14 protein-coding genes and 1 pseudogene are annotated in these 16,469 nt (G+C 55.0%); 8 read left to right on the forward strand and 7 right to left on the reverse strand.

Annotated features, from left to right (window positions below; all coding sequences use genetic code 11):
* The first annotated feature begins 14 nt into the window (after positions 1 to 14).
* The 3 genes from TRICHSKD4_RS22250 (at position 15) to TRICHSKD4_RS22260 (ending at position 4,212) form a co-directional block, all read left to right on the forward strand.
* Complete coding sequence (locus tag TRICHSKD4_RS22250) at positions 15 to 2,393, forward strand: patatin-like protein (protein WP_009469234.1); 2,379 nt, start codon at positions 15 to 17, stop codon at positions 2,391 to 2,393.
* A 317-nt stretch (positions 2,394 to 2,710) separates the two neighbouring features.
* On the forward strand, positions 2,711 to 3,097 hold the full coding sequence (gene crcB, locus TRICHSKD4_RS22255; RefSeq protein WP_009469235.1) for a fluoride efflux transporter CrcB: 387 nt from the start codon (positions 2,711 to 2,713) through the stop codon (positions 3,095 to 3,097).
* A 113-nt stretch (positions 3,098 to 3,210) separates the two neighbouring features.
* Entirely contained in the window at positions 3,211 to 4,212 is a 1,002-nt protein-coding gene (locus TRICHSKD4_RS22260) for an RluA family pseudouridine synthase (protein ID WP_009469236.1), read from the forward strand.
* A 3-nt stretch (positions 4,213 to 4,215) separates the two neighbouring features.
* Here the strand turns inward: TRICHSKD4_RS22260 and TRICHSKD4_RS30955 are convergent, their stop codons facing one another.
* Complete coding sequence (locus TRICHSKD4_RS30955) at positions 4,216 to 4,389, reverse strand: hypothetical protein (RefSeq protein ID WP_009469237.1); 174 nt, start codon at positions 4,387 to 4,389, stop codon at positions 4,216 to 4,218.
* A gap of 189 nt (positions 4,390 to 4,578) precedes the next feature.
* On the opposite strand from TRICHSKD4_RS30955, the gene TRICHSKD4_RS22265 reads away from it, so the two are divergent.
* The gene (locus tag TRICHSKD4_RS22265; RefSeq protein WP_009469238.1) at positions 4,579 to 5,307 is read left to right on the forward strand and encodes an outer membrane beta-barrel protein; all 729 of its coding nucleotides are present in this window, start codon (positions 4,579 to 4,581) and stop codon (positions 5,305 to 5,307) included.
* 152 nt (positions 5,308 to 5,459) lie between these two features.
* Here the strand turns inward: TRICHSKD4_RS22265 and TRICHSKD4_RS22270 are convergent, their stop codons facing one another.
* Positions 5,460 to 6,770 (reverse strand): DUF2778 domain-containing protein, encoded by a 1,311-nt coding sequence (locus tag TRICHSKD4_RS22270; RefSeq protein WP_247642843.1) that lies wholly within the window; start codon positions 6,768 to 6,770, stop codon positions 5,460 to 5,462.
* Positions 6,771 to 7,186: 416 nt separating this feature from the next.
* Here TRICHSKD4_RS22270 and TRICHSKD4_RS22275 point away from each other — a divergent pair, with 416 nt between their 5' ends.
* From TRICHSKD4_RS22275 to TRICHSKD4_RS22285, 3 genes are all read left to right on the forward strand, one after another.
* Positions 7,187 to 7,867, forward strand: coding sequence for an HAD-IA family hydrolase (locus TRICHSKD4_RS22275; RefSeq protein ID WP_009469242.1), 681 nt, complete (start codon positions 7,187 to 7,189; stop codon positions 7,865 to 7,867).
* Complete coding sequence (locus TRICHSKD4_RS22280; RefSeq protein ID WP_009469243.1) at positions 7,867 to 8,640, forward strand: ATP12 family chaperone protein; 774 nt, start codon at positions 7,867 to 7,869, stop codon at positions 8,638 to 8,640. Before TRICHSKD4_RS22275 ends, TRICHSKD4_RS22280 begins: the two co-directional genes overlap by 1 nt.
* An 84-nt stretch (positions 8,641 to 8,724) precedes the next feature.
* A complete protein-coding gene (locus tag TRICHSKD4_RS22285) occupies positions 8,725 to 9,060 on the forward strand; it encodes a hypothetical protein (RefSeq protein ID WP_040617339.1) in 336 nt (111 codons plus the stop codon).
* Positions 9,061 to 9,064: 4 nt separating this feature from the next.
* Here the strand turns inward: TRICHSKD4_RS22285 and mgtE are convergent, their stop codons facing one another.
* From mgtE to TRICHSKD4_RS22310, 5 genes and pseudogenes are all read right to left on the reverse strand, one after another.
* Positions 9,065 to 10,483 (reverse strand): magnesium transporter, encoded by a 1,419-nt coding sequence (gene mgtE, locus TRICHSKD4_RS22290; RefSeq protein WP_009469245.1) that lies wholly within the window; start codon positions 10,481 to 10,483, stop codon positions 9,065 to 9,067.
* A 103-nt stretch (positions 10,484 to 10,586) separates the two neighbouring features.
* Positions 10,587 to 11,318, reverse strand: coding sequence for a proteasome-type protease (locus TRICHSKD4_RS22295; RefSeq protein ID WP_009469246.1), 732 nt, complete (start codon positions 11,316 to 11,318; stop codon positions 10,587 to 10,589).
* A 90-nt stretch (positions 11,319 to 11,408) separates the two neighbouring features.
* The gene (locus tag TRICHSKD4_RS22300) at positions 11,409 to 12,224 is read right to left on the reverse strand and encodes a transglutaminase family protein (RefSeq protein ID WP_009469247.1); all 816 of its coding nucleotides are present in this window, start codon (positions 12,222 to 12,224) and stop codon (positions 11,409 to 11,411) included.
* 21 nt (positions 12,225 to 12,245) lie between these two features.
* Positions 12,246 to 13,196: an alpha-E domain-containing protein gene (locus tag TRICHSKD4_RS22305; RefSeq protein WP_009469248.1), complete on the reverse strand. Its 951-nt coding sequence runs from the start codon at positions 13,194 to 13,196 to the stop codon at positions 12,246 to 12,248.
* Positions 13,197 to 13,200: 4 nt separating this feature from the next.
* Positions 13,201 to 14,624: pseudogene (locus tag TRICHSKD4_RS22310) on the reverse strand (circularly permuted type 2 ATP-grasp protein).
* 301 nt (positions 14,625 to 14,925) lie between these two features.
* On the opposite strand from TRICHSKD4_RS22310, the gene TRICHSKD4_RS22315 reads away from it, so the two are divergent.
* Positions 14,926 to 16,458: an acyl-CoA carboxylase subunit beta gene (locus tag TRICHSKD4_RS22315; RefSeq protein ID WP_009469251.1), complete on the forward strand. Its 1,533-nt coding sequence runs from the start codon at positions 14,926 to 14,928 to the stop codon at positions 16,456 to 16,458.
* Positions 16,459 to 16,469 lie beyond the last annotated feature (11 nt).

The raw sequence follows: 16,469 nt of genomic DNA on the forward strand, positions 1-16,469 counted from the left end.
ACAGGCACACGCTCATGAGAGAGATCGAACTGCGGTTGGCTCTGGTATTTTATGGCGGTGTCTCGCTTGCCATCTATATGCACGGGGTTAGCCGGGAAGTTTTGTCTCTTGTGCGTGCCAGTGCTTGCCATACACCAACGGGCCGTCGCTCATCTGATCCGGATAAGTGCCGCGTCCTATCCCCAAGCGAAAAAGCGTATGCGCGCTTTCTTGCAGCCGTGGGAGAGCACATTCAGATCCGGGTGGTGGTTGATGCAATTGCCGGCGCATCGGCGGGCGGTGTCAACGGCATCATGCTCGCCCGCGCCCTTGCACATGACTTGCCGCTGGACGGACATCGTGATCTCTGGCTGAAACATGCCGATGTAACAGAGCTGGCCCGTCCACAGGACGGTTTGACCCGTTATCTGAAATCTGGCGTTTCACCGGTGCTGGACCGATTGATCAGTTCGCAGTTGAACAAGGAAGTCTCCGAGCCCGAAACGCGCGAAAAGCTGCGCCTGTTCATGCAGTCCCGGTGGTTTACACCACCCTTTTCGGGCGAAGCCTATATCGGGTGGATGTTGGATGCCTGCAAAAAGATGGAGGAAGGCACCACTCCGGGTTCGACCCTTATTCCTCACGGCCAAACGCTGGATCTCTTTGTCACGATTACGGACTATCACGGCAATTGTCGGCAGATTCGGATTGATGACCCGGCCTTCATCGAGGAATGGGACCACCGCCGCATCCTGAATTTCAAGGCCCGTCATCGCGCCTCCGGCGAGCTGGAAAGCGAGTTGGATAGCCTGAGCGCACCGGAACTGGTGTTCGCCGCGCGGGCAACATCCTCTTTCCCGGGTGCCTTTCCGCCCGCGACGGTGAAAGAAATGGACAAGGTGCTTAGCGAGCGCGGAGACGATTGGACGAACCGCGAGCGTTTCCTCACGCAAAGCCTGCAAGTTGATGGGGACACAGGCGAACATCGCTGTTTTGTCGACGGCAGCGTGGTCATGAACAAGCCTTTTGCACCTGTGATTGACGTTGTGCGGCAGCGCCCGGCAGCACGGGAAGTCGCCCGCCGTCTTGTCTACATAGATCCAACCCCGGTGGAAGAGCGCGGACTGACCGGGCCTCAGGAAGAAGTTCCCGGCTTTTTCCGGGTAATCCTGGCCTCTCTTGCCCACATTCCCCGAAATGAGCCGATTGGTGATGACCTGTTGGAGATCGAGGAAGGCAACCGGCGGAGCCGCTGGGTTAGTCGGACGATTGCCGCTGCCGATCCGGTGGTGTCTGCCAACGTGCGCAAGGTTCTGCCCTTTTGGGGCAGCATGACGACGGAAACGGTTACTCGGTGCCGGGAAAAGGCGAATGAGGCGGCGCACGATCAGGCGGGGTTTGCCATCCTGAACTATCAGGCCCTGAAGCTGCATGCCATTGCGGACAAGCTGGGTGAACTGGCCAAAAATTTGGCCGGGGTGGAACGCGGTGGTCCTGCGGATCAGGAATTGGCCAATCTGTTGGTTGCCCGGATTGAGCGCCTGACAGCCATGCCATCGGGCAGTACTGTTAAATCGTCACTGGATGTTATTCGCTTCTTGAAGCAGTACGATGTTCACTACCGTATCCGGCGACTGCGGTTTTCCATTCGAAGGCTCAACGGGTTTTATCTGGAACCTGCGGCCACAGAAGAAGACAGCGCGATAAAGGCCGAGTTTGATCGGCTCAAAAGCCAATTCTATAAGCAAATCGATTTGCTTCAGGAGCGCTGGCAGACGAGCGCCTTCGATGGAAATGCGAAAGATGCGGCCCGTGATCTGCTGACCCATTGTCAGACAGGGGATCAGCTTGAACAGGAGCGTGGACTGGATCGGTTTCTGGATGCAATTGCCGGGCAGATGCAGCTGATGGATCTGGACATTTCCCAAGACGAGCTCCTGTCGGAAGCCGCCACTAGACTTCAAAAAGGCGTCTGGTATGAGCGCTTGATCGAAGCCTATGTCGGCTTTGCCTATTATGATCTGGTCATTTACCCCGGCCTGCAAAGTGACGATTTCGCAGAAGCTGGTGAAACTCTGGTGGATAGAATCAGCCCCAAAGATGCAACAGGCCTGCAGGACGAAGGCTTTGAACTGAAAGGCAAGGCTCTCAACACCTTCGGGGCGTTCTTTAATCGTAGTTGGCGAGAGCATGATTATGTCTGGGGGCGGCTGAACACCGCAGAACGCCTGATCTCGATAATCATGTCCGCATCTGATGAAATCCGGATCGAACCCGGCCGCTTCATCGAACTCAAGACCGACATCTTCAACGCAATCCTCGAAGAAGAGCGGCCTTTCCTGGCCGAAATACCAGACGATCTGGACAAGATTCAGGACCGGATCACGACAATGGCGAACAAGTGGAAGGGCTAGGGTCAGGACCCATTAATTTGGATGGAATGGTAGGGATGAATTTGTTCGGATACGAGGCGCAAGGCTGAAGGAAACCGTCCGGTTTTCAAAGATTTGCAACGACGTTGCCGGCCAAATTCACCCTATCCCGCAGGGACGTAAAAACAGCTTCGACCTGCTGCGTCAAACCGCTCAACCGGACAAGAAGTCCGCTCGTCGCGCTTTTCCTTGCAGCTCATGGCTTTTTGTTACGCCATTCCAATCAAATTAATGGGTCCTGACCCTAGGGTGCGTGGATGGGGCATGCGTGAGCTTGTCGATGCAGCTATAGTTGCACCATGAATCACTTGTTGCTTGTCATGTTGGGCGGTGGACTGGGGGCTGGCCTCCGCCATTTGGTCGCACTTGGCACCTTACGAGCCTTTGGGCCGGGCTTCCCGGTTGGTACCCTGACTGTCAATGTCGTCGGCTCGCTCGCCATGGGCGTGTTGATCGGTTGGCTTGTCCGCCATGAGGCTGCGCAGGCGCAAAACTTGCGTTACTTTTTGGCCACCGGCCTTTTGGGCGGTTTCACCACCTTCTCCGCGTTTTCTCTTGATACAGCGGTTTTGTGGGAGCGTGGGGACACCGGCTTGGCATTGATCTACATTGCAGCCTCCGTTTTATTGTCACTGATTGCCGTGTTTGCAGGGCTGTTTTTGATGAGAAGCTTCGCGGCAGCATGATCGGCCCCTTTTCTAATCCGCCATTGTTGCGTATACGCGGGTGAAACAGCGCCCGAGTAGGGCAGGGCTAGGGTCAGGACCCTAGGAGCCCAAACACAGACGAAAGATCCAACATGTCCGCTATTGAGCAGAAAACTGTCACCGCAGATGAAGCGGGCATGCGCCTCGACCGCTGGTTCAAGGCTCATTATCCGGGTATGGGCTTTGGGCGACTTCAAAAACTGCTGCGGACCGGTCAGGTGCGGGTCGACGGCAAACGGGCTGAAAGCAACACGCGGATTGCCAAGGGCCAAACGGTTCGCATTCCGCCATTGGGCGTCGAACTGCCTGCAAACGACAAGAAGAACGCCAAACCCAAATCCTCCAAACTGATGGCCGATGACAAGGCAGCGATTGAGGACATGATGCTGTTTGAGGACAATCATGTCATGGTCCTCAATAAGCCGGCCGGTCTGGCGGTGCAGGGCGGCTCAGGCCTCAAACGGCATCTTGACGGCATGTTGGAAGCATACACCAACAAAAAGGGCGAAAAACCGAAACTGGTGCACCGGCTGGATCGGGAAACCTCTGGCATCATTTTGGTGGCCAAGACCCGCAAGGCGGCGCAGGAGCTCACCAAGGCGTTCCGCCACCGCAATACCCGAAAAATCTACTGGGCGATGTTAGCGGGCGTGCCAAAGCCGCATCAAGGGCGGATTTCCACCTATCTGGCCCGCAGCGAGGAAATGGAGCGGATGCGGGTTGCCCGTCACGGAGATGACGAGGCCCAGCATGCAGTGTCGCTCTATTCAGTATTTGAAAAGTCAGCGCAGAAATTGTCCTGGGTAACCCTCAAGCCGGTCACTGGCCGAACCCACCAGCTGCGTGCCCATGCGGCCCATATCGGTCATCCGATCATCGGCGACGACAAGTATTTCAATATCGAAAATTGGGAATTGCCGGGCGGTATTCAAAATCGCCTGCATCTGCTTGCCCGCCGGATCGTCATTCCGCACCCTTCCGGAAACGGCATGATCGATGTCTCAGCTCCGCTTCCCCCGCACATGCAGCAGACCTGGAACCTGCTTGGGTTCGATGTGACCGATTATGATCCGGATGTGGATGATCCTGAATAAGGATCAGGCTCCCTGAAACAGGGCTGTCAAAACCAGCATGACAAATGTGACGCCAATGGCCGCTGCGACCAGCCGCCACGCGTCTGAGCGTTTCTTCAGTCCGGGCCAACCAAGCGGTTTGATGACCTGGATCGCAGCGATGCACAACAGCAGAAACAGTATAATTTTACTGGTCACGGGATCCCATTCCAAAGCTGATTTTGGTTCTTCGTAGGATCTATTGGCAGCTTTGTCGAGGGTGAGAAAATGCGCGTAAAAGGTGTAAATAATTTGTGAAAGTGAAATGCAGGCGAGTTTTCACGGTGGAATATCACATTTTGACCCGGTACGTCTTCTTGAAAGCTACATTCAAATCAGGATGTTAAAATGGCTTTCAAGGTGCTGAAAATTTCCTTTTTTGCAGGGGTTAGCATTGCAACCTTCGCTTTCGCGGCTCCAGCTTTTGCTGATGAGAATGAAATAGGCTGGTTCGCCGATCTGGGAGCGGGAGCCGCATTCAGGTCAGCAACAAGCGATACCCGAGACGGCGGCCTTTCCGGTAACGGACGTGTTGAGGACATTGACTTTGACACTGCTTTGGCCGTTGGCGGGCGTGTCGGCTATCAGTTCTCGAGCGCGCTCGGTGTGTTCCTGAGTTACGACTATGTTGGCGGTGACGCGCGATGGTTCGCATCATATGCCGGGATCTCCAATCGCAGCCGTTTTGATGCACAGGCTCAGTCGCATGTCGTTTTGGCGAACTTGAGCTACACGATGGACATGACATCAGCGACTTCATTGTCGGCTGTTGCCGGTCTGGGTTTAGCGGTTAACCGCCTGAGCGATATTGAAGAAAGCAGCGAAGCCACGGGAATTAAGTTTGCCGACGTTGCCTCCAAGACAAACACGGGTTTCGCGGCTCGCGGCGGTGTGGAAGTCAACCATGCCTTGAGCGAAGCTTTCGCAGTCAAACTGGGTGCCAGCCTGGATTATTATGGAAGTTTCAAGACCGGCGACACCCGGACCATTGGCACGAACAAACAATCAATAGGTGCTTATGAGTTGGACAACGCATGGGGCGCAACGCTTATGGCGCGCGCCACTTACCGGTTCTAAACGACACGAAGAATAGGCTGTTGAAGTAAGGCGCTGAATTACATGCCGGTGCCCTTTTCCAGTCCCCACTGCCAAAAGAGTGTGGGTCTCCTGTGATCAAAGGCTGGGGTTAGCAGTTCGCGGGCCCAATCAGCCTGTCGATCACAAGTGTCCTATTGTCTGGACGCGAATTTGCGTTCCTTGTACATGGCAGCGTATTTCGGCAGGGCGCTCATCTTAGGCACGACAATCATCGTTTTGACCTTGCCTCGCTTAAAGGCTTTCAGGAACTTGTTGTAGTTCGGGAAGGCGACGCATCCGTGAGACCCCTTGCTATTGCGCAGCAGTGGCGTGTGGGCCAGCATTCCGTCTCGGCCACGCATTGCGGCAACGTCATAGGGCAGCATGCGGATTGCTTCCACTCCATGAAAGCGCCGCTCCCGCATCCGCAGCTTGTAGACATTCGGTGGTGTCGGCCCAAGGTTCTTCACATAAGCATATTTCGGATTGTTCATCCGGTGACCAATGCCGGAATTTGCCTTTAACTTGCTGCCGTCCGGCATGTGCACGGTTGCAGTACTGATATCGTAAATCGCCACTTTGCTGTCCGGGCCAAAGTCTGTCGGGCTGCTAAATAGCTTCTTGATGCCGCTGAAAACGCCGTTTTCTTTGCTCTCCGGATTGCCCGGATTGCCCGGATTGGCATAGGAGAGCACTGGTCCTGATAATTGTGCAGGTTTGTTTACAGCGCGGGGCTTGGTTCGCACCAAAGGCCTCGGCCTAAGGCTCGGAACAGGAATAACGTCCGGGCTGAGAGAGGCGAGAACCAGAGGCTCAGCGGTGATCGGCACCTCATGCGATGGGATAGACGCTGTCGTGAGAGGTTCGTTAGATGATAGATCTGCATCAATCAGAGGAAGTTCGCCGGTTTCAGCTTCTGCTGCTGTCTCGGGAGCCTCGGCAAGTGCCAGCTGTGCGGCCTGCTCTTGACGGTGCAAGGCAATCTTTTGAACGGTTTGGAGGCTGAGAGCGAGGTTCAGCCGCGCCAAGCCTTCAGCAAGAGCTTGAGTCGCTGCTCTCTTTTCCTGATCTGAAGGCCCGGTATCCAACTCCGGAAGCGTCTCGCTGGTCGCTGTTTGCAGCGGAACAGCCGGCGCTTCTTGAGCAGGGGCCTCGGTCACTTCAATACCCCCGATAGGAGGAACTGGCACTTCGGCAGGCGCTGCCGGCTCTATGGGTACCGGCAGAGCGACTTGCGACGGCTGCTGCATGGGCGGGGTGACCGTTGCAAAGCTCACCACTGAGGGAGCTTTTCCGGCAAATCCGGTGTGATGGTCAGGCAAGTCCGCACTCATCATTCCGGCTGTCACGGCAGCGGCTGAAAGGAGAGTGGAAAGTCCGGCGAGGCTGATACCAGCCGTGAACAAACTTACCCGTGCGGTCGACCGTGGCTTTGACCCGGTTGGCTGCTTCTGTTTCTTCATAAAGACAAAACAGTCCTGTTGCACCCAGCAATACGCGCTGCGTGTCGGTTACTCATCGTGTTTAGCGGCAAAATTGCCCCAAACGTTCATGCCCACCCAAGGTCTACAGAATGGACGTTTATGGTAACCAGAGAGTTTACACCACCGTTCTGCATGTTGGGCAGCGGCTTGGACCATCATAAAATGGCTGAAACCTCAGCGTTCAAAACATTCCAGAGATATCCAGAGAAACCGCTCCAGAATTGAAATGCTGGCTGGGAAGACAAGATCGGTTGCTCATACCGACAAACTGCAGCGGGGCAGACGTAGCGCTCGTTGAGGTCAATGGCGGAAGCGGGTGGTCCGCAGGCCTTGACCCTCATTGAAAAACAGGCCACATGCGGGCCTCCCTTGATTAAAGCTCGAGACCTACGCGCATGTATCTTGTCATTTTCGATTGCGACGGCACGTTGATCGATAGTCAGCACACGATCTTGCACGGGCTTGAAGTGGGGTTTGACGCGGTGGGGCTGCCTATGCCGGATCGGCAAACAGCTCTCTCCATCGTCGGCCTTTCGTTGGAGCAGGCGTTCGAAACGTTGGTCGGTCCCCATAACGCTCACCTTGCACCCGAGATGGCGAACGCCTATCGGCAGTCGAAAATTGCACGGCGTCAAAGCGGCGCGGATCAGGACCCGCTTTATCCAGGGGCACGAGAGTGTCTTGATCGGCTGGGGCAACGCGACGATATCCTCTTGGGGATCGCAACGGGCAAAGCGCGCCGCGGCGTTGATCACATGATTGACGTTCATAGCCTTCAAAACCGCTTTGTGACCATCCAGACCGCTGATACGTCTCCCTCCAAGCCGCACCCGGACATGATCCATCGCGCGCTCTCTGAAACGGAAGCAGATGCTGCACGGACTGTGATGATCGGAGACACGACGTTCGACATTGAAATGGCGCTGGCTGCGGGCACGCAGGCTATCGGCGTGTCTTGGGGGTATCACGAGGCGGATGCACTGAAGCGGGCAGGAGCTTTCAATGTTATCAATCACTTCGATGAATTATTCGATTCAATATCCCAAGCACTTCACCTGAAAGGGGAACTGGCCTGATGCGCGATTTGTTGTCTGATCCGGAAGGCGCTGCCGCAAATGATCCCGAGCAGCGGGCCCGGGAGCTGTCCAAGCGCGAACTGCCAAAACGGTTCTACAAGAAGGCGGAGGCCGCGAAGGTTGACGGCGGTTTCGCCATTCATCTGGATGGTCGGGCAGTCAAGACACCGGCCAAGGTAACGCTCCTGCTGCCAACGCTGACACTGGCAGAAGCCGTCGCTGCTGAATGGGAAGCGCAGGAAAAGGAAATCGATCCCGGCAAAATGCCGCTGACCCGGATATCAAATTCTGCGCAGGATGCTGTTACCTCCAAGTTTGCTGATGTTGCAGATGAAATCACTCGCTTTGTTGGGAATGATGCCCTATGTTATCGGGCAGATGGACCTGAGACGCTGGTGACCCGTCAACGCGAATTGTGGGACCCGGTTTTGAATTGGGCAGGGGATGCCTTGGGCGGCGTGTTTGTCCTGATTGAGGGGATCATTCACAAGGAACAGCCCGAAGCTTTGCTTTCGTCCTTCCGCACCCGTCTGGATGCACTTTCACCCCTGCAGCTTTCAGCTCTCCACACAGCGACCACTCTGACAGGCTCTGCCGTGCTGGCCTATGCACTGTTCGAAAAACGGGTGACCGCAGACGAGGCTTGGAAAGCCGCTTTTGTTGAAGAAGACTGGAACATTGAGCGCTGGGGCGAAGACGCCGAATCCAGCCAAATGCGCGTCTACAAGCGCAAGGAATTTGATGCCGCAGTGCTTATTTTAGAACAAGCATAAGTTTAACACTTCTTAGATTTCACACCATCATTCCGCCTGTTTTTCCGGCAACAACGAGCCTTAACGAACAAGGGACGTTTGGTGATGAAATATCTTGGAATGACTGTCGTGTTGCTTGGGAGCATCGGTTCGGCAGCAGCTGGCGGGCCGTTTGATCATCTTCCCATTTTGGAAAAGAACAGGTTGACGGTAACCATTACTGGCGAGCGGACATTTTGCATGGGGATGGCACCTCAGCCGTTTCCCTGTTTTGAGGGCATCACGACATCAGGGCGAAAAATCAGCTTTGACACGGGAATATCCGGCTACACCTTCCGCGAAGGGCGGAAGGAAACCATTGAAGTTGAGGAAATCAAATATGATTTCAGTGGTCCGGCAGCGCCAATGGACACATCTTCCATCCGCTACGTTCTGAAATAGCGTCTCAGCCCAGATAAAACGTTGTCGCCATCAGGAAGAAGATCAATACGCCCAGAATGTCATTGGACGAGGTGATGAACACGCCAATGGCCATAGCCGGGTCAATCCCGACCTTGTCGAGGATGATGGGCACGGTCGCGCCGACCATTACGGCCAGCGTCGTGACACAGAGCAGGGACAGCGACGTCGCCAGCGCCAGCTGGTGAGGGGCTTCAATCGGAACGACTTGCGAGACAATGAGCACCAGGCCAGCCAGAATCGTTCCTGCAATGGCTCCATTCACCAGCGCTGCTATGAGCTCTTTAAAGAGGCGGAACAAGATATCTCCGGACCAGATGGCTCCGGTCGCCAAGCCTTGAACAGCAACGGCTGAAGCCTGAAGCCCGGCGTTTCCAGCCATGGACATGGTGACGGGAATAAAGGCGGCGAGGATCGCGGCCTTTGCAAGTTGCTCTTCAAACGATCCGACAACCGTCGCAGCAACACTTGCGCCAATCAAACCGGTAAGCAGCCACGGCAAGCGTCCTTTGACGATCTTGAAGACCGTGTCGTCTGCCTTGGCTTCGCCAGAAACACCGCTCATCAACAACAAGTCTTCAGCAGATTCCTCAGAAGCTATTCGGCTGAGCTGCTTTGGCGTGACGCGGCCGATCAGCTGCCCGTCTGAACTGACAACAGGCATTGTTCGCATATCTTTTCGGCGGGCAATGCGAAGCACTTCCTCCTGATCCATGTCTGCAGAAACGGCGATAAAATCGCGGTTCATGATGCTGGACAGGAGCGCGCTGTTGTCGTTGAGCAAAAGCTTGCCCACTTCCACAGTGCCGGTCAGACGATTTTCATCGTCGAGCGCGTATATCGTGAAGATTTTTCGGATGCGATCGGATTCCTCTCGGATCTGCGCGATCGCGTCGCCAACGCTGCATGTCTCCGGAAGCGCCACGAACTTCCGCGCCATCACCCGCCCGGCGCTTTCCTCCGCATAGTTTTTGACGCCCTCAAGGCTGTCGATTGCCGGAAGGCGGGCAATCAGCTCTTCGGCAACATCGTCCGGAAACTCGTTGAGGACATCAATCGCGTCTTCCGGGTCAAGGCCATGCAAAATGTCGCGAAACTGCTCGAGCGTTGCTTCTTCAAGAAGAGTGGAGCGGAACTCGGACCTGAGTTCGGCAACGACCTTGATGGACGGATTGGAAGGCAGCCATTGAAACAGCTTCCGGGCCTGCTTCAAGCGCAGCCGCGTGAGCAACTGCATGACATCAACCGGATCCCATTTCTTGAGGGTCTCGACCAGTTCCGCCCGCTGGTCGGCCTTGATCATCATGCGAATGTGCTGAAGTACATTCTCGTTTTCGTCGAGTGCCTCATTGGCCGGTTCACGTTGCCAGACCGGCATGGTTTCGCTCTCTGCGATCTGGTTCATGAAGGTTGCCTGATTGAAAACGTGTTGAGGTCGGGCATCTTAATAAGAGCAGCAGGTGACAGTGGCTTGAACGCAGTTTGGACGCGCGCGGCTCTGCGACAGCCTATTCGTCAAATTCTTCCATGGCGGCAAAACCCTCTCGCAGCTTGTCAGACCAGGCTTCAGACAGCTTTTGGAAGTAGGGGTCGTCCTGCTCAATCCGCTTGTAGCGCGATGTTGAAAAACTGTCGGTGTTGTAAAGCAGAAGATCGATTGGAAGGCCGACAGACAGGTTGGAGCGGACGGTGGAATCGAAGGACAGGAGCACCATTTTGGCGGCTTCACCGAGCCGCATGTCCGGGCGTGTGACCCGGTCGAGAATGGGCTTGCCGTATTTGTGCTCGCCGATTTGCAGAAAAGGCGTGTCGTCCGAGACTTCAATGAAGTTTCCGGCGGAATAGACTTGGAAGAGCCTTGGTTCTTCGCCCTTGATCTGTCCGCCAAGGATAAAGGTCACGGAAAAGTTCTCGGCCTGGGCACCATGCGTTTCGCTGTCCACCCGCGCCACTTCTCGCACAGCGCTGCCCACAAGGCGGGCCGCCTGGAACATGGTGTCTACCGTCATCAAGGTTGGAGCTTCATCCCCGCCGAGAGAAATCTGCTCTGACAAAAGCGAAATGACCGCCTGTGTGGTCGCTAGATTGCCAGCCGACAAAAGGGTGATGACGCGTTCGCCTTCTCGCTCCCAAAAATGAAGTTTCCTGAAGGTGGCGATATTGTCCAATCCGGCATTCGTCCGGGTATCGGCGGCAAACACCAAACCGCGATCAAGTTTCAGACCAACACAATAGGTCATGCTGCACTCTCCGGCCCTTTAGGGCAGTTCATTCCTGTTCGAGAGCTAGCAAAGCAATTGCGGCGCGTCTATCGCAAACCAGCCGTTAGGTCATTGTTGTTGTTGATGTGCTGCTTGAAGCACATCGACTTCCACCTGCAGATTTTCTTCTGTTCCGCCAAGCTGGATGCCCCGAATGGGGGCGGCGGACCTAGAATCAAGACCTGTGGTGAGGCGGACATAACGGTCGGTCGGACAAATCTCGTTGGAGATATCGAAACCCACCCAGCCGAGATTAGGCAGATAGACTTCAGCCCAGGCATGATGGGCTTCAGAGGCTTGTTCATCTTCCAACAACAGGTATCCCGAGACATATCGAGCTGGCACACTTATTGAGCGGGCGGCGGCTATGAAGATATGCGCGTGATCCTGACAGACACCTTCTCCAGAACTCAGAGCCGATGCGGCGGTGGAATGAGTGTCCGTGACCCCGATCTTGTACTCCACCTTCTCGCGGATGGCATGCATCAAGGCATGAAATCCTGAGAGCTGGTCGTCTTCACCCACGAGATTTGCAAGTCGTCGAATGGCTTGATTGCTTTTGGTCAGCGGGGTGACCCGCGTGAAAATGCGAACGGGAGCAGCCCCTTTTTCAAACCCCACAACACCGGCAGTATCCTGCGTTTCCACGGTTCCCGACGCGGTGATTTCGACCGTCTCGATGTTATCGTCACTGGAGACCATGTGCACGATGTTCTCGAACGCATCCCTGTAGCTGGTTGCGCGATCCATCCCACGAGCATCGATAGACCAGTCGACAACCTTCTGCCCCGCACAGTCCTGTGGTGTCAGACGCAGTTGCTGCATGGCATTGGCCAACGGCGAGTCATAGCGGTATCGGGTGGTATGGCGGATAGATAGATGCATGGCGATGATCCGGACCTCCGGTCAGGCAAAATTATAATCTTGGGACAGCTGGCTGGCGAAATTGTTGTTCTGAACAATGAAATCGCTCAGGAAGTCATGCAGTCCGTTGTGATAAATGTCCGACATGTCGGTATCGGAAAGCTCACTGCTGATCTTGTCTGCCATTTTGAGGCTCGGAAGGCTTTCGCCATAGTAGAGCCCTAGATCGTTGGCCGATCCGCTGATCCACTCATAACAATGCGCCAATGAACGTGGCATCTCCCGGCGCAGGATCAAAAACTCCGCAATGTTCTGAGCCGACAATTTGGCATTGGGGTAGGCAAAGCGATAGCTGCGATGGCCGGACAAGGCGCGCAGAATACCTGTCCACTGATAGCGCTCCATCGAGCCGTCGCCAATCACATCATTATCGGGGAGTAGGACCCAATACTGGGTGTTGAGGACGCGAGCTGTGTTGTCGACCCGCTCAACGAAATTGCCGAGTTGACTAAAGTAATAGCCGTCATCGCGCAAAAGAGTGTTGAGCAGCGCACCCCGGAACAAATGAGACCGCTGGCTGATCCAGGACAGGAATTCTGGCAGCCGGTCCCGCGTAATGGATTGCGGGTTTGTGTCCGAAAACTCGATCCAGGTGGTGTTGATCGCTTCCCAAAGTTCAGACGTGATGCTGGTGCGCACAGAGCGCGCATTATTGCGGGCAGCCTCAAGACAAACCCGCACGCTGCACGGGTTGTCCTTGTCAAACACCATGTAGGAAATCACCCCTTTGGGAGATACTTCCTCGACCTTGGCCATATACATGTTTTCGCAGCCGGAACTGAGCAGCGCAAAGCGCCAGTCATCCAGCGAGTTTTGACCGCCATGCGCAACGATGGCGTTTCGATAGGCCACTTCCAGCAGCTTGGCGATGTTCATTGCGCGCTCGTGATAGCGCGACATCCAGAACAGGGAGGATGCTGTTCTTCCGAGCATATGATCAGTCCTCCAGAACCCAGGTGTCTTTGGTCCCGCCGCCCTGACTGGAATTGACCACCAGCGAGCCTTTCTTAAGGGCGACGCGGGTTAGGCCGCCGGGCGTGATCCGGACACGGTCGCCGATCAGGACGAAGGGCCGCAAATCGACATGGCGCGGGGCAACGCCGGAGGCAACATGTGTCGGGCAAGCCGACAGCGCGAGGGTCGGCTGAGCAGTATAGTTGGAGGGGTTGGCTTCCAGAACCTTGCGGAAATCGGCAATCTGCTTCTTTGAGGCGGTCGGTCCGATCAGCATTCCATAGCCGCCAGACCCGTGAACCTCCTTGACGACAATGTTTTCCAGATTGTCGAGCACATAGGCAAGATCATCTTCCCGGGCACAGTTCCATGTTGGCACGTTCTTCAGGATCGGTTTCTGACCCGTATAGAACTCGATGATTTCCGGCACATAGGCATAGATCGCCTTGTCATCGGCAATGCCGGTTCCCGGAGCGTTGCAGATGGTGACATTGCCTGCGCGATACGCATCGAAAAGACCGGGAACACCCAGCATGGAATCTGGCTGGAAGGTGAGGGGATCGAGAAACGCATCATCGATGCGCCGATAAATGACGTCGACCTGCTTCGGTTTGCGCGTTGTGCGCATGAAAACCTTGCCTTCATCGACGAAGAGGTCACGACCTTCGACCAGTTCCACACCCATGGAATCGGCCAAAATGCATGTTCAAAATAGGCAGAGTTGTAGATGCCCGGTGTCAGGACAACGACGGTCTGGTTGGACTTGGATTGATCCGGGCCAACGCTTTCGAGCGTCTGACGGAGTGAATCCGGATAATGCTCGACCGGTGCAACGCGATGGATTTCAAACAGTTCCGGGAACATCCGCATCATGGTTTCCCGGTTTTCCATCATGTAGGAAACACCGGACGGGGTGCGAGTGTTGTCCTCCAGAACATAGAAGTCATCTTTCCCGACACGGACAAGATCCGTTCCGATGATGTGGGCATACACCTTGCGGGCCGGTGTGAAGCCAACCATCTCCGGCAGGAAAGCCTCATTCTGGATGATCAGATCTGCCGGAATGCGCCCCGCCCGGATAATCTCCTGACGGTGATAAATGTCATGGAGGAAGGCATTTAGCGCTCGAACCCGTTGATCAATGCCTGCGGACAGGCGGCGCCATTCTGAGGCAGACAAAATTCGCGGAATTGGATCGAACGGGATCAGACGTTCCGTAGCTTCATTTGACCCATAGACCGCAAAAGTAATTCCGAGACGGCGGAAAATTGTTTCCGCTTCCCGATTTTTCTTCTTCAGGAAATTTGGTGGTTTGGAGTTCAGCCAGTCTTCAAGCTTTGAGTAAGCAGGGCGGGACATCCCCGCGTCGTCGAGCATTTCATTGAAAAACGTTCGATCAACAGACATGGCATCTCCCGGTTCGTATTAGTACCAAGGGTAAACATGACAGAGGGAGAAATAGTTTCAAGCTCTTTTGTTGAGCGTCTCTGCATGTCTTTTGGGCATCGATTGGGGAGTTACAATAGCTCTGTTTTCTGAATACAGTTTCAGCAGCGCGACGATTTGATGTTGAATCGCGACATCTGTGCGGACGTGGCGGGTGCCTTGGCCGAGAGAAGAAAAAATCAGACGCCTTCTCCTATCTGCTGACTTTGCTTGTAATATTCTGCGTGCTACCACCCTCGGCAAATAGAGGTTGGAGAACGCAATGAAGGAAATCCTTGCCGAATTGGAGAACCGCCGCGAGACGGCGCGTTTGGGAGGCGGACAGCGCAGGATCGATTCTCAGCATTCAAAGGGAAAGCTGACCGCGCGCGAGCGGATTGAAATTCTTCTGGACGAAGGATCGTTCGAAGAATTTGATATGTTCAAGCGCCATCGCTGTACAGATTTCGGTATGGACGAGCAGCACATCCCCGGGGATGGTGTCGTCACCGGTTGGGGTACGGTCAATGGCCGTACAGTCTATGTCTTTTCCAAAGACTTTACGGTTTTTGGCGGCTCCTTGTCCGAAACCCATGCAGAAAAGATCATAAAGCTGCAGGATATGGCTCTGCGCAATCGTGCGCCCATCATTGGACTGTTTGATGCAGGTGGTGCTCGCATTCAGGAAGGCGTTGCGGCGCTGGGCGGCTATGGCGAAGTGTTCTCCCGCAATGTTCAGGCCTCTGGCGTCATCCCTCAGATTTCCCTGATCATGGGCCCCTGTGCTGGCGGCGACGTCTACTCTCCCGCGATGACAGACTTCATCTTCATGGTGCAGGACACATCCTACATGTTCGTGACCGGCCCTGATGTTGTAAAAACTGTAACCAATGAAACGGTCACGGCTGAAGAGCTGGGTGGTGCGTCCATCCATACCACCAAGTCATCCATTGCCGATGGCGCCTTCGACAACGACGTTGAAGCTCTGCAGGAAATGCGGCGTTTGATCGACTTCCTGCCAATGAACAACATGGCGGACGTTCCAGAGATCGAATCTCACGATGATCCGGACCGCATTGACATGTCGCTGGATTCGCTCATTCCGGACAATCCGAACAAGCCCTACGATATGAAGGAGCTTGTGCTGAAGACGGTGGACGAGGGCGACTTCTACGAAATACAGCCAAACTTTGCCGCCAACATCATCACCGGTTTCGGCCGGATCGAAGGTCGCACGGTTGGCATCATCGCAAACCAGCCCATGGTTTTGGCTGGCGTTCTGGATTCTGATGCCAGCCGCAAGGCAGCACGCTTTGTGCGCTTTTGTGACTGTTTCAGCATTCCAACCGTCACTTATGTCGACGTTCCAGGCTTCCTGCCGGGGACTGCTCAGGAATATGGCGGCTTGATCAAGCACGGCGCAAAGCTTCTGTTTGCCTATTCGGAAGCGACGGTTCCGAAAGTCACGGTTATCACGCGGAAGGCCTATGGCGGTGCCTATGACGTCATGAGCTCCAAGCACATTCAGGGCGATATCAACTACGCCTGGCCAACCGCGGAAATTGCCGTAATGGGCGCAAAAGGTGCCGTTGAAATCCTCTATCGCTCAGAATTGGGCGAGCCGGAGAAAATCGCGCAGCGCACCAAGGATTACGAGGATCGTTTCGCTAACCCATTTGTGGCAGCAGAACGCGGTTACATCGATGATGTAATCCGCCCGCATTCCAGCCGCCGCCGGGTGTCCAAGGCCCTTGCCTTGTTGCGGTCCAAACAGGTCGAAACGCCGTGGAAGAAGCACGACAACATTCCGCTCTAGAAAGCGCTTGA

The organism is Roseibium sp. TrichSKD4 (assembly GCF_000148725.1).
In the GTDB taxonomy this organism is placed as follows: domain Bacteria; phylum Pseudomonadota; class Alphaproteobacteria; order Rhizobiales; family Stappiaceae; genus Roseibium.